The 13961-nt window shown below is 63.9% G+C and carries 7 protein-coding genes; 2 read left to right on the top strand and 5 right to left on the bottom strand.

Annotated elements, in window-relative coordinates; translation table 11 throughout:
• Nucleotides 1-106 precede the first annotated feature (106 nt).
• The gene (gene araA, locus BFAL_RS07005) at nucleotides 107-1624 is read left to right on the top strand and encodes an L-arabinose isomerase (RefSeq protein WP_055427699.1); all 1518 of its coding nucleotides are present in this window, start codon (nucleotides 107-109) and stop codon (nucleotides 1622-1624) included.
• A 316-nt stretch (nucleotides 1625-1940) separates the two neighbouring features.
• On the opposite strand, the gene BFAL_RS07000 is transcribed toward araA, so the two are convergent.
• From BFAL_RS07000 to BFAL_RS06990, 3 genes are all read right to left on the bottom strand, one after another.
• Nucleotides 1941-3275 carry a hypothetical protein gene (locus BFAL_RS07000; RefSeq protein ID WP_152973580.1) on the bottom strand — a complete coding sequence of 445 codons (1335 nt, stop codon included), beginning with the start codon at nucleotides 3273-3275 and terminating at the stop codon, nucleotides 1941-1943.
• Nucleotides 3276-3536: 261 nt separating this feature from the next.
• Nucleotides 3537-4496, bottom strand: a complete 960-nt coding sequence (locus tag BFAL_RS10715; protein ID WP_236691699.1) for a CTP synthase — start codon at nucleotides 4494-4496, stop codon at nucleotides 3537-3539.
• Nucleotides 4497-4841: 345 nt separating this feature from the next.
• Nucleotides 4842-6665 (bottom strand): AMP-dependent synthetase/ligase, encoded by a 1824-nt coding sequence (locus tag BFAL_RS06990; protein ID WP_055427696.1) that lies wholly within the window; start codon nucleotides 6663-6665, stop codon nucleotides 4842-4844.
• 453 nt (nucleotides 6666-7118) lie between these two features.
• Between BFAL_RS06990 and BFAL_RS06985 the strand changes: the two genes are divergently transcribed.
• Complete coding sequence (locus BFAL_RS06985) at nucleotides 7119-10766, top strand: thiol reductant ABC exporter subunit CydD/CydC (RefSeq protein WP_055427695.1); 3648 nt, start codon at nucleotides 7119-7121, stop codon at nucleotides 10764-10766.
• 176 nt (nucleotides 10767-10942) lie between these two features.
• Here the strand turns inward: BFAL_RS06985 and BFAL_RS06980 are convergent, their stop codons facing one another.
• Together BFAL_RS06980 and BFAL_RS11610 are read right to left on the bottom strand one after the other, a co-directional pair.
• Nucleotides 10943-13288 carry a sugar porter family MFS transporter gene (locus BFAL_RS06980; RefSeq protein WP_236691700.1) on the bottom strand — a complete coding sequence of 782 codons (2346 nt, stop codon included), beginning with the start codon at nucleotides 13286-13288 and terminating at the stop codon, nucleotides 10943-10945.
• Between the two features lie 316 nt (nucleotides 13289-13604).
• A partial coding sequence (locus BFAL_RS11610; protein WP_236691698.1) for a hypothetical protein occupies nucleotides 13605-13961 on the bottom strand: 357 nt, incomplete at its 5' end.

The raw sequence follows: 13961 nt of genomic DNA, 5'->3' as shown, positions 1-13961 counted from the left end.
CCAGCACTGATTCGGCTTAGACAACACAACAACAGACTTTGGCCCGTCCATGAGGGCGGGCCAGAACGTGATTCATCCATCACAACGAAGTAAAGGAAGTAATCCTATGGTTATGGAGAACCCCTTCGAGGGCAAGGAAATCTGGTTCGGCGTCGGCTCGCAGGACCTGTACGGTGAGGAGGCCCTGCGTCAGGTCGCCATCCACTCCGCCGAAATGGTCGACTACCTGAACAATACCGGCAAGATCCCGGCGAAGATCGTCCTCAAGCCCACCCTGAAGTCCTCCGACGGCGTCAAGGAGTTCATGGTCGAGGCGTCCGCCAACCCGAACGTCATCGGCGTCATCACCTGGTGCCACACCTTCTCCCCGGCCAAGATGTGGATCCGCGGCCTTGAAGTGCTGACCAAGCCGCTGCTGCAGCTGGCCACCCAGCACCACAAGGAGATTCCGTGGGAGACCATCGACATGGACTTCATGAACCTGAACCAGGCCGCCCACGGCGACCGTGAGTTCGGCTACATCGTCTCCCGCCTCGGCATCAAGCGCAAGATCGTCGTCGGCCACTACACCGATCCGGAAGTCGCCGAGAAGGTCGGCACTTGGGCCCGCGCCTGCGCCGGCTGGGACGCCTCCAACAACATGAAGGTTATGCGCTGGGGCGACAACATGCGCAACGTCGCCGTCACCGAAGGCGACAAGACCGAAGCCGAGCGCGTCTTCGGCGCCTCCATCAACACCTGGGCCGTCAACGAGCTCGTCGCCGCGTACGAGGCCGTCAAGGACGACCAGGTCAAGGAGATCATCGAGGACTACAAGGCCAAGTACGAAGTCGACCCGGCCCTGCTCGACTCCAAGTACGACTCCCTGTTCATCGCCGCCAAGGAAGAGGCCGCGATGGTCAACATGATGCGCGCCAACGGCTGCACCGCCGGCGTCGACAACTTCGAAGACCTCGGCGCCCTCCCGCAGCTGCCGGGCGTCGGCCCGCAGCGCTTCCCGTCCGAGTACGGCTGGGGCTTCTCCGCCGAAGGCGACTGGAAGACCGCCGTCCTCGTGCGCATCGGCGCCGTCATGGGCTACGGCCTCGAGGGTGGTGCCTCCCTCATGGAGGACTACTCCTACAACTTCACCGAAGGCGACGAGCTCGACATGGGCTCCCACATGCTCGAGGTCTCCCCGTCCATCGGCACCATCGCCAAGCCGAAGCTGGAGATTCACCCGCTCGGCATCGGCGGCAAGGCCGACCCGGTCCGCCTCGTCTTCTCCGGCGCCCCGAAGAAGGACGCGGTCGTCGTCTCCATGTCCGACGTGCGCGAGCGCTTCCGCCTGCTCATGGACGTCGTCGACGTCGTCGAGCCGCAGGGCTCCCTCAAGGAGCTTCCGTGCGCCCGCGCCGTCTGGCAGGCCAAGCCGGATCTGAAGACCGCCGTCCAGTGCTGGATCACCGCCGGCGGCTCCCACCACACCTGCATGACCACCTCCGTCGGTCGTGAGGCCTGGGAGGACTTCGCCCGCATCGCTGGTGTCGAACTCGCCGTCATCGACGAGAACACCACCGCCCGCCAGTTCGAGAAGGAGCTGGAGCTGTCCGAGATGGTCCACCGTCTCGACAACCGTCACTGATGAGATGGAGTGTCCGCGGCGTTGTTCCTCGGTCGACGTACCTTCGTACGCCTTCCCTCGGTACGCCTTGCGGACACACACATCCCATCAGCGACTCCGTCACTGAGCCGCAAGCCGGATGACGGATCATCCGTCTGACCGGTAACAACAGCAGGGCCCACTCCCAGAAGGGAGTGGGCCCTGTGCGCATTTACACCACTATCCGCGATTTACAGCGCCAAACCGACGGTTTTGGGGTGCCGAATCGTCCGTTTGGCGCTGTAAATCCGAGATAACGGTGTAAAACTCCCGGCTTTCAGCTACTTATACTCAGCCGCTACTGCGGCAGCAGGTACACGTTGTCCTCGTCGCAGGCCAACGCCATCGGCGTGTTGTGCAGACGGTCCAGCATCTCCACGCCTTGGCGGAACTCCTTCGTATGTGGCAGTCGTGCGCCGCGCATGCTTTTCAACAGGCCATCGGTGCGGTCGGCGTTGAACCGCTCGACATTGTCCCCGGCCCCGATCAGTACCTCGTCAATCGGCGTCTTGTCGCCGATGAGCGGAACCGTCGCTACGGCTTCACCGAGTTTCCTGCCGAGGAAGGCGACGCTGCCAAGCACCGCCGCCTCCGGCGTATGATTCGAGCGATTCTCGATCTCGTTGTAGACATCCGTGTAGAAACGGAGGTATTGCAGTCTGCGGTCCTCGATATCCTCAGCGGTCTTCTTCAGATACTCCGCGTCGAAGTTCTCGCTCAGCATCGGTTCCAGGAACGAGGCGAACGCGTGGTTGTACACGGTGAGGCGATATTCCTTCATCAAATCGGCGACGTCGTCCGAACGCTTACCGACCGCATCACGATTCTCGATGAACTGTCCTTCCTGCAGCAGGCCGGTGATCTGCGCACGGAGATGGATGGACGCCTTCGCCATTTCCTGTTTGATGTCGAGCACCTTCATGTGGCTGTTGTTGCGCCACATATCATTGTTCCAATTGAATTGGTAGTCGTTGAGGATGCCGGCAAGCGTTTCCGTGTCGCCTCGCAGCTCGGCCTTGTCCTTCTGCCTGAGGTATTCGAACATCTTCCGCTGTGTGTCTTGGATGGTGTCGAGCTTGTGGTTGATCTGCATGATCGCCGCCGCCATGAACAGCATCGTCGGATCGTAGGGCATGACCCCGCCGCCCGTCGCCGCCTCATGCAGTCTGGCCTGTCCGAAGCCGTTGACCGCGTCGCGGAACGAGGCCAGGAGCCCCGTGCCGTCGTTGAATTTCATCAGATTCGCGGCATCGATCGGATTGCCGAGCGCATCGGTGATGGTGAAAAGGTTGCCTGACAGGCTCGCCGTTCCGATCATCGTGCGAATCGCTTCCGGCAGTGATGCGAACGCGACGCCCAAGGCAGGTAGCTGGTCAAGCGGAACGGCGATGGCTTTGTCCCTGTCCACCTTGATATCGACTTGAGTGGAGTCGAGCTGCATTTCCAAGGAGGAAAGCCGTCGCGCAAGTTCCTTACGGCTCAGCGCCGTGCCGCCTTTGCGTGGCGCTCCGCCCGTACCGTTACCTCCATTCGTATGCGGAGCGCTTGTCCCGCGGGATTCCGGACCGGCGGTCACGTCGTTGATCTTGCCCCGGATCACCGTCGTGGCCTCTTCGTCACGTTTGCCGCTCAACTCATCCTCCTTGATTGACGTGCAGTCCTCCGCTTATCTTACGTCGTCTATGCCATCCCATGCCGGCATCCACTTACCGAGACAGTCCCCGATAATACGAATCACCCTACGATTACACCGTTATCTTGGATTTGCAGCGTCAAACCGACGATTCAGCACCCCAAAATCGTCCGTTTGACGCTGCAAATCACGGATAGTGGCGTGAAATGCTCTTGTTCCGGAGAGCATATGGATGAGTGAGAGGATATGATGTTCGGGCATTTACGAATGAGTGCGCTGTATGCCAAGATGCTCCAAATCCGCGAGGACACGTTGCGGGTTATCCAACTCACTGGCATACATGCGCACCATGGCGACGCCCTGACGTTGCAGACACTGTTGACGACGCCGCTCGTCATCGACCACTTCACGCACCGCTTTACCGGATGTCATGTTCGGGTCGACATACTTGCGCACGCCGTCGAATTCCAACGCGACGAAAGTGCCGTCCTCCCTCCGCCACAGGAAATCCACTCGGTGCCTGCGATTCGGCCGATCAAGGCAGGAGAATTCGACCTGGATGTCATCGGGAGGATATCCCATGTCGTGAAGCATGCCACGCGCCGATGATTCTCCTCCGTTCTCGCTGCGTGCGTCGGAAAGATCGAACGCTCGAATCGCGGATTGACGATGCCGGGAATACTTCACCGACGAGGGGTAGGCAAGCAGATTGTCACGACTGACGTGTCCGGCTCTCAATGCTGAATCAATCGGAGCAAGAGAATAACGAAGATCCAGCGTTTCGGCGCAGTCGAACAGTGTGCGCATCAGACCCGTGACCTTTACTCCTTCGACTTCCGTCGTTTCGGGGTATGAAACGACGTGACGCTTCAATTGCCGGGTATTCCGATGATGAGTGTTGGGATTCCCCAGAATGTGCAACGGCAATAGCAGCCGATATGAGCAATCCAAGCAATGCATGACGGCTGCGGTCGGACCACAGAAAACCCAATCGGGATGCTTCTTCGCCAAAGCGCGGACAACATGACGAAGCTGCTCATATCTGGTAAGGGCATGCCAATATGTTGCCTCGGCATACATACCACGGAATGGCCTCTCCACGCTTCCCGAACGCACGCGACGTTGAAGCGCCTTGGCTTCCGTTTCCGTTGACGGAATAGCGCAGCGCTTTTCTTTCTTCGCCTCGGCGAAGAGCATTTCCACAGCGTGATGCCCCACCATGCATTCATTGTAGACGGACTATCCCCATCAGAATCGCGGGGACATATACACCGTTATCCGCGATTTACAGCGCCAAACCGACGGTTTTGGGGTGCGGAATCGTCCGTTTGATGCTGTAAATCCGAGATAACGGTGTAAACGTACAGTGTAAACGTACAGTGATGTCGGGTAAAAGGTAGGTCATCGGCCCCCGGCCGGCCCCGACATGGCCGATATCAGCACGACCGGCCTGATCCCGGCCAGTCCGATCCCGACCGGCCTGGCCCGACCAGTCCGACCCCGGCCAGTCCGATCCCGTCCAGTCCGACCCCGACCAGTCCGACCCAGCCCCGAAGAGATCCCGGATCAGCGCTTGCCGTTGTAGATCTCGTGGTCGATCACATCCGCGAAGACGCGGTTCACGGCGGGGCGCACCACCTTGAGCGAAGGCGTCAGGCACTTGTTCTCCTGCGTCAGGCGCGTGTCGAGCACCACGAACTTGCGCACCGATTCGGCGCGGGAGACGGTCGCGTTCGCCTTGTCCACGTACTGCTGGATCTCATCGCGCACGGCGGCGTTCGTGGCGAGACGGTCGATCGGCGTGTCCAACGACAGTCCGTGCGCGGGCAGCCAGACGGCCAACGCGTCCGGGTCGAGGGTGACGAGTGCGCCGATGAACGGCCGCTGGTCACCGACCACGACCGCATGCTCCACGATCGGGCATTTCGCGATCTCCTCCTCCAGCGGGATGGGTGAGACGTTCTTGCCGCCGGCAGTGATGATGATGTCCTTGATGCGTCCGGTGATTGTGATGCGTCCCTCGTCGTCGATCGACGCGAGGTCGCCGGTGCGCAGCCAGCCGTCCGCGGTGAACGCCTCGGCCGTCTTCTCCGGCAGGTTGTGGTAGCCGCGGAACACGTTCGGGCCCTTGACCTGTAGTTCGCCGTCGTCCGCGATGCGCACCGACGAGCCGGGCGCGGGCTGGCCCACCGTGCCGATCACATTGTCATGCACGCGCGTCGCGGCGAACGGCGCGGCGGTCTCGGTCATGCCGTAGCCCTGGATCATCGGCAGTCCGATGCCGTTGTAGAAGTGCGCGAGGTCGAGCGACAACGGCGCGCCGCCGCACGCCACGTACTTGATCTTCGGGCCCAACGCGCCGCGCACCGTACGGTAGACGAGCGCGTCGTACTTCGCGTGGTCGGCGATTTCCGCGAGCGTGTGCTTCTCGCCGGCCTGCTCCTCGCGGCTCCAATCGCGCGCGGCCTGGGCCGCCTTCGCGAACAGGCGGCCCTTCCAGCCGGCGCCGGCCTTGTGCGAGGCCGCGTTGTACACCTTCTCGAACACGCGCGGCACGCCCAGCAGGTAGGTGGGTTCGAACGAGCGCAGGTCGGGCAGCAGCGACTTCGTGTCGGGCAGGTAGCCGACCACGCCGTCGTCGGAGGCGATCGACGCGTATTGGATGAACCGTGCGAAGCAGTGGGCGAGCGGCAGGAACAGCAGCAGCCGCGGATGGTCGTCGAGGACCATCTCGTGCAGTGCCTCGCTCGCGGCCACGGTGATCGACACGAAATTGCGGTGCGTGAGCTCCACGCCCTTCGGCGCACCCGTCGAACCGGACGTGTACACGATGGTGGCGAGGTCGTCGACGTGCACGGAGGAGATGCGCTCGTCGAGCTCCTCGTCGGAGACGGTCACGCCGAGTCCTTCCAGTGCGCCGAGCGCGTTGCCGTCGATCATGAGGATCTGCTTCAACGCCGGGCAGTGGTCCTTGACCGAGTCGAGACGGTCGAAGCGTGTGCGGTCGTCGGCGATGGCGAGCTTCACGTCGGCGTCGTTCATGATGCGTTCGGCCTGGGACGCGGAATCGGTGTCGTAGATCGGCACGCTCACCGCACCGATCGCCGCGAGCGCGAAGTCGAGCACGCCCCATTCGAGACGGGTGGAGGAGAAGATCGTCACCGCGTCGCCTTTGGCGATGCCGAGTGCGATGAGACCGCGCGCCGCGGACAATGCCATGCGGTGGAATTCGCCGGTGGTGACGTTGAGCCAGTGGCCGGGGCCGAGCTTCTTCTCGGCGATGACCGTTTCCTCGCCGGTGCGTGCGAGACGGTCGGTGAGCAGGGAGTAGATGGTCTGGTCGTCCCGCAGCTCGACGGATGAGCCCGGTGTCGTGTATTCGGTGCGCATGCGCGTTGTGTCCTTACGTTGCGCCGCGCCGCCGCCCGTCGCAGGGCGCATGGCACGGCTTGGTGAAAGCTTTCCGCAGCCGGTGTCGACGCAGTCGCGTTGACGGTTCCGGCCGTATCGTCACTCAGGTTACGGCCCCGTAGCCTGCCATGGTTTGTGCGCCATGCCACAATCGGCGCACGTTCTTTTGTGGATTGTCACCACGCCCGTGGATGGTCACCACGCCTGCGGATGGGCACCCGTGGACCGCACCATGCTTCCGGAGCGCACCATGCCTGCGGATCGTCGGTACGCCGCATCGTTTTTCTCCGCGCATAACCGGCCTCTTCCATTCACTCCGGTTTTCCGTTACGGTTGTCTAGGTTCTGTCGTGGTTTCAGGTCAGGCAACAGGCCACACGAGTTCGGACAATACGTCAGACAAGGCCAAATCCAGGTTCAACAAAGGGGATTCATGTTCGACAAACGGCTTTTCCAGCTGTCGCCCGGCATCGGCCGCCTCATGGCCGGCAAGGTCGCCTGCATGTGGATCGGGCTCGCCGCCAACATCGCGTTCGTCGCGTCGCTGGTCGCATTGCTCGCGCCCATGCTCGCCTTCCTCGCATCCGGCGGTGAAGGCTCCGCGGCCCCGCTGCCCGGCGACGCCATGTTCCACGCGGCAGTTATCGCGGGCGCCGCGATCGTACGATACGTCGCGACCGTCATCTCCGCCCGCCTCGGCACCGAGGCGTCGGAACGCGTCAAGCTCGCGCTGCGTGAGAGACTCTACCGCAAGATGCTCGCGCTCGGCCCCTCCTACGCCCAACGCGTGAAGACCGCCGACGTGGTCCAATCCGCCGGCGAGGGCATCGAACAAATCCAATCGTTCTTCGAACTGTTCCTGCCGCAGCTGTTCTACGCGGTGCTCGCGCCGCTCACCCTGTTCGCCGTGGTCGCGCCGTTGAACCTGCCCGCCGCGGTCACGTTCCTCGTGTGCGCGCCGCTCATCATCATCGTGGTCGGCATGGTCGCGATGAGCGCCGCACGCACGTTCAAGAAATACTGGGGCCAGTACACGGACATGGGCGCCGCGTTCCTCGACGACCTCCAAGGGCTGGAGACGCTCAAAGCGTTCGACGCCGACGAGCGCGCCGCCCGCGACCTTGACGAGAAAGCGGAGAACTTCCGTGTGATGACCATGCGCGTCCTGCAGATCCAATTGCGCTCCCTGACCGCCATGGACGTGGTCGCCTACGGCGGCACCGCGGCCGGCATCGGCGTCGCGCTCTGGCAGTACGCCGGCGGCGCGTCCGGCCTGTCCGCGGCGGCGCTGCTGTTCATCGTGCTGCTGTCCGCGGACTTCTTCATCCCGCTGCGCCAGCTCGGCTCCTTCTTCCACGTCGCCATGAACGGCATGACGTCCACGAAACGCATCTTCGCACTGCTCGACGCCCCCGAACCCGAACACGGCGACGAGCGTCTCCACGTCCCCGCCGACGCGCGCGGACTCGACGTCACGTTCGACCATGTCGGCTACACGTACGCCGACGGCACCACGGCGCTCGCCGACGTCACGTTCGACGCGCCTGCGGGCGCGCTCACCGCGATCGTCGGCGTGTCCGGTTCCGGCAAGTCCACGGCAGCGGCGCTGCTCTCCGGCTCGCTCTCCGGCTACTCCGGCTCGCTCTCCGTCGCCGGCGCGCAGGTCGCGTCGCTCGACGGCGACGACCTCGCGCGCACGGTCACGGTGATCGGTGCGCACAGCCACCTGTTCGCCGGCACGTTGCGCGACAACCTGATGATGGCGTTGCCGCGTCATGCCGATGGCGCCGCACATGACGCCGATACCGACACGATGCTGTGGGCGGCGCTCGACCATGCGCGCATCGCGGACTTCGTGCGCGAACAGCCACAGGGGCTCGACATGCCCATCGCGCAGGACGCCGCGAACCTGTCCGGCGGCCAGCGACAGCGTCTCGCCATCGCCCGCGCACTGCTGCATGATTCCGCGGTATACGTGTTCGACGAGGCGACTAGCAGCGTCGACGTGGAGAGCGAACGGCTCATCCTGGAGACGATTCGCGACCTCGCTTCGGTGCAGGGCCGCACGGTCGTCATGATCACCCACCGCATGGCCAACGCAGAGCATGCCGGCCATATCGTGGTCTTCGACCACGGCAACGTCCCGCAGCAGGGCACGCATGCCGCGCTCCTCGCCGAGGAAGGCCGGTACGCGGAACTGTTCCGCACGCAGGCCGCCATCGAGGATCTGGGCGACGCGTCCGGCACGCGCCGGACGATCGCGATCGGGCATGCCGTGGACGGCGCCGTGCCGATCGCGGCGGCTTTCGATTCCGCTTCGAGCCGGTCCGACGACTCCTCGATGCAGGAAACGGCATCGCCTGAGCACACGATGTCCACCGGCCGCACCGTCTCCCGTCTCCTCGGCGAGGCGCGTCCGCTCGCACGGCTCATGGCCGCCGCCTCCGTGGCCGGCAGCATCGGGCATATCGCGGCCACGTTCCTCCCTGTCTTCGCGATGATCGCCGTGTTCGCGGTTGCAGGGCACCCGGTGTGGGGCATGTCGACGCCGGCCGCCGTCACCGCGATGGTCGTCTGCGCCCTGCTGCGCGGCGTGATGCGGTACGTCGAACAGTATCTCAACCACAACGTCGCCTTCCATCTGCTCGCCCTGTTCCGTTCCAAGGCGTTCGCCGCGCTGCGCCGCCTCGCGCCGGCGAAGCTGTCCGGCCACGGCAAAGGCGATCTCATCGCGCTCGTCACCACCGACGTGGAACTGCTGGAGATCTTCTTCGCGCACACGATCAGCCCCGTCGTCATCGCCGTGACCACCACCGTCGTCTACGCGATCGCGCTGGTCACGCTCGACCCGTGGATGGCGCTCGCGCTCATCGTCGCCCATCTCGTCATCGGCGTGCTCGTGCCGCGTTTCTTCGCGACCGGCGTGCGTGACCTCGGCCCGAAGATCCGTCGCCAGGCGTCCTCCCTTGACGACGTGATGCTCGACGACATGCGAGGTCTGGACGAGATCATCCGCTTCGGCTGCGGTGAGGAGCGCGCCTCGGCGATCGTCGAGCGCACCGAGCGTCTGTGGCGCGAGCATGCGCGTCTGAGCCGCGTGAACGGGTGGTTCGGCGCGATCGGCGGACTGCTCGTGCTCGCGCTCACCACTGCTGCGGCGGTGCTGGCCGTGGTGCTCGGCGCGGCGGCGCCGGCGCATATCCCCGCGTTGACGGTCGCGTTCACGCTGTTCGCCAGCGCGTTCGGGCCGACGCTCGCGTTGAGCGCGCTGCCCGCGAACCTCACCCAGACGTTCGCCTCCGCGCGTCGCCTGTTCGCGCTCATGGACGAGACGCCCGTGGTCGAGGAGACCGGCGTGAAGACGCCCGCATATGCCGGCATGGGTCTGCGCGACGTGACGTTCTCCTATCCGGGCCGCAAGCGCGCCGTGCTCGACGACGTGACGTTCGACGTTCCGGCCGAGGGCATTCTCGGCGTGCAGGGTCCGTCCGGCCGCGGCAAGTCCACGACGCTCGCCCTGCTCATGCGCTACTGGGATCCGCAGCACGGTTCGGTGAGCATGTCCGGCGTGCCGCTGCCCGACGTGGACGCGCACCATCGTCGCCGCGTGCAAGCGCTGATGGGTCAGGAGACGCACCTGTTCGACGGGACGATCCGCGACAACCTGCTGCTCGCCCTGCCTGAGAGTGCGGAGCGTGTTTCCGGAACCGCCGGCGACGCGGCCGACGTTACGGCCGATGCGGCGGATGCAGGCCGGGCGCTGGAGGCGCGTCTGCGTGACGCATTGGCAAAGGCGAGCGTGCTTGATCTCATCGACTCCCTTCCCAAGGGGCTCGACACGCCTGTGGGTGAGCTCGGCGACCGCCTGTCCGAAGGCGAACGCCAGCGCATCGGATTGGCGCGCGTGTTCCTGCGTGACGCGAATCTGCTGCTGTTCGACGAGCCGACGAGCCGTCTCGACGCGCTCAACGAGGCGGTGATTCTGCGTTCGATCCGTGACCGGGCGCAGGGGCGTGCCGTCGTGCTCGTCTCGCACCGTGAATCCGCGATGCGCATCGCGGACGAGGTGGTCACGTTCTAGCGCGGTGACGGGCGTTGACCGCCCGCACGCCGATATGCCGATGCCCGGCAACCGTGTTGATCGCGGTTGCCGGGCATCGGCATATTCTGGACGGCCGGGGCGGCCGCTCGCCGGGACGGGCGGTTACGGGAGCGTCCGTGGGAATGCTTCGTGGAAGTACCTCTTGCTCGGGAATATCATCCCTTGATGAACGAGTCCAACGTGTCGAGCGCGTCGTCGATGGCCTTCGCCTCGCGTATGTCTTCGGCGCGCTGAAGCGCCATCGCCTCCGCGTGTTCGCGTGCGGTCTCGACCGGATCCGGCATGCTCGCCGTCGGCGCGAGCACGCGCGGGGACATGCGGCGCGTCCGATCCATGATGGTATCGACCGCCGCCATGGCGTCGGCGTCGATGTTCCGTGGTGCGCGCGCCGCTGCGGTACCGTTCCGGGTGACCGGTGCGGCGGGCATTGGCACTTGCCCGTGGTCCGGGCCGTTCGGGATGTCGATCGCAGATGGCACAGGGATTGCAGCGGGCGGCATGGACGATGCCGGTGGCTCGGTCTCGGGTGTCGTGGGTGTCGCGACTGACGCGGGTTGGGCATCCGTCGCCGTGGATGCACGCTTCGGCAGGTTCACGCTGAAATCCTCCGAAACCGCGTTGTCGTTGCGTGGATTCGACTCCACGGTGATATGCCGTACGTCGTCGTGCCCGACCTCCGCGGCGGTGGCCGTACCGGCCATGAGATCGGCTGCGATGCGGTGTGCGCGTTCGGTCGCCGTGATCGCATCATATTCGGCCGAACCGGAGGAGAAGGGAATCGGATCGGACATGAGCGTATCGTCGTCGATGTCGTTTCCGGTGAAATCCCGAGTGGCGCGCGTGGTGAGATCATCTGCGGTGGGCTGTGTGGACGACGCGGCGGACGGCGGCATAGGGACGGACACGACCGTGTGCGCGGCCTTGCGCGCCTCCTCCGCGGCACGTTCCGCCGACAGACGCTCCGCCTGCGCGCGTTCCTTGGCTTGGATGGCGAACACCTGCTTCTGCGCGGCGACACGGGCACGCTCCGCCGCCTCCATGATGCCCATCGCCTGCAGACGCTCGTTCTCGACGCGCACGATGGTCGCCTCCGCGTGACGGATGTTCGCATCCGCGGAGCTCAACGCGTATTTTGCCGCGGCGAGCGGCGTTTTCGGCTGCCACAGGTGTTCGATCTCCTCAAGCGTGCGTCCCATCGTCTCCGGCACCAGGGTGATGATGCCGAAGAGACAGATGATGTCCAACAGCCCGAAGATCAGGAATGTGATGCCTCCGCCGAGTCCGTCGATCAGCATGGGCGTGAATTGCGCGATGGCCCAGTTCGCTGCGAACAGGCAGGTGACGCACAATCCGGTGGCGGGTCCGCGCAGGAACGTGGGGAACAGTTCGGGAATGACCACCCACGGAATCGGACCCATGGAGAACGCGAACGCGGCGGCGAACAGCATGATGGACACCAGTGTGAGCAGCGGCATGCCGACGAGGTAGGAGACGGCGATGCACATCGCGAAGACCGCCATGAGGCCTGCGCCGACGGCCATGAGCTGCTTGCGCCCGACCGTGTCGATCAGATACATGCCGATGACGGTGAATACGAGCTCGAAACCGCCCACGCACGCCGCGGCCATGAATTCGGTGTCCCCGCCGAATCCGAGACGGGAGAACATGACCGGACCAAAATAGGAGATGGCGTTGATGCCGACCGCCTGATTGAAGATGGCGAGGAACGCGCCGATGAACAGCGCCTTCTTGAGGCCCGGCCGGAACAGGTCGGTGAACTCGCTCGACATCTCGCGTTCCAACTGCACAGAGGCCTGGATGTCGTCGGTGCGTACGCGCGCTTCCTCCGTGCCGAGGATGTGCTCCAATACTTGGAAGCCATCTTCGGTGCGGTCCTGCTGGATGAGGAACCGCGGGCTTTCGGGTGCGCGCCACATGGCGAAGAGGAAGGCGAGTGCGGGAATGGCCCCAAGGCCCAGCATCCAACGCCATCCGATGGCGAGATCCCATGCCGGCGAACCGTAGGATGCGATGATGTAGTTGATGACGTTCGTCAGGAAGAGGCCGCACACGGCGAGCATCTGGTAGGAGAACGTGAGCGTGCCGCGGATGTTGGTCGGCGCGGATTCGGCGATGTAGGTGACCGCCAGGGCCGCGGTGAGACCGATGCCGAAACCTCCGACGATGCGGGCGGCGATCAGGTCGTACGGGGTGAGTGTGAAGGCGCTCCATATGGCGGATACGCAGAAGAACCATCCGCCCGCGATGAGGATGCGACGGCGGCCGAAACGATCCGAAAGGAAGCCGGCGCAGGCCGCGCCGAGAATCGCGCCGAGCATGATCGAGGAGATGACGAGCCCCTCCATGACGGTGCTCAACCGGTATATGGTGCGCAGGAATTCGATGGCTCCGGAAATGGACACGGTGTCGTACCCGTATAGAAGGCCGGCAAGGCCTGCGCTCAACGCCAAACCGAATGTGTATCGGCCTGTGCCGTGCATCCGCACGATTGTTCCCAAGGGGTTTCGCTGTTTCGAGACAGCATGAAACAGACCCGCCATGCGCCTTCCTCTCAAATGCATCGATGGGGGATTGCACACCAGTGTAGACGTGTACGCGCTTTCCGTCTCCCTCCATTCCACATGCGGGTGCCGTATTTCGGAACACGCGCATGCTTTCTTGGGGGATGGGTGGTCTGGTTCCGGGCAGCACACACTTGCCGAGAGGGGCCCGTGGTGTTATTTCCCATGGTGCGGTGAGTGTGGTGTTCCGCGTGGGTTGGGATTGTTGGAATTCCGGGGTTGTGGTGGTTTTGTGTTACCGCACCATGGGGGGGTAGGTGGCCGTGGGTTGGTGGCCATGTTGTGGGTGTGGATTGGTTGTTGGTGGTTTTGGTTGTTTGGGTTGCTGGTGGGTGAATTGTTGTGGTTGGTTGTGGTGTGGTGTCTTGGTATGGGAGATGGTGGGGTTGGGGGTGTGGTGTGTGTTTGTAGGCTGGTTGTAGGTGTGGTTTTGGTGCTGTGTTTGCGACACGCCGGTGGAGCGCCGTGTTTCCAATGGTTTGCGGCGTGTTTTGTCGTGCCGGTTTGCGTTGGTGTGTGGGTTGGTGTAGGTTAGTCGTCTGTTGCCGCTCGGCGCCTGGGGTTCCTTCCTCTTGTGGTTGGTTGGTTCCTT

It is taken from the genome of Bifidobacterium aesculapii (genome assembly GCF_001417815.1).
Taxonomy (GTDB): domain Bacteria; phylum Actinomycetota; class Actinomycetes; order Actinomycetales; family Bifidobacteriaceae; genus Bifidobacterium; species Bifidobacterium aesculapii.
The sequence above is the reverse complement of the archived record's forward strand: the minus strand, read 5'-3'. Positions and strand labels throughout refer to the sequence as shown.

Excerpts from the sequence above, each read along its gene's own strand:
- BFAL_RS10715 (WP_236691699.1), bottom strand. The coding sequence starts at position 4,496 with ATGGTGGGGCATCACGCTGTGGAAATGCTCTTCGCCGAGGCGAAGAAA.
- araA (WP_055427699.1), top strand. The coding sequence starts at position 107 with ATGGTTATGGAGAACCCCTTCGAGGGCAAGGAAATCTGGTTCGGCGTC.
- BFAL_RS06985 (WP_055427695.1), top strand. The coding sequence starts at position 7,119 with ATGTTCGACAAACGGCTTTTCCAGCTGTCGCCCGGCATCGGCCGCCTC.
- BFAL_RS06980 (WP_236691700.1), bottom strand. The coding sequence starts at position 13,288 with ATGCACGGCACAGGCCGATACACATTCGGTTTGGCGTTGAGCGCAGGC.
- BFAL_RS06990 (WP_055427696.1), bottom strand. The coding sequence starts at position 6,665 with ATGCGCACCGAATACACGACACCGGGCTCATCCGTCGAGCTGCGGGAC.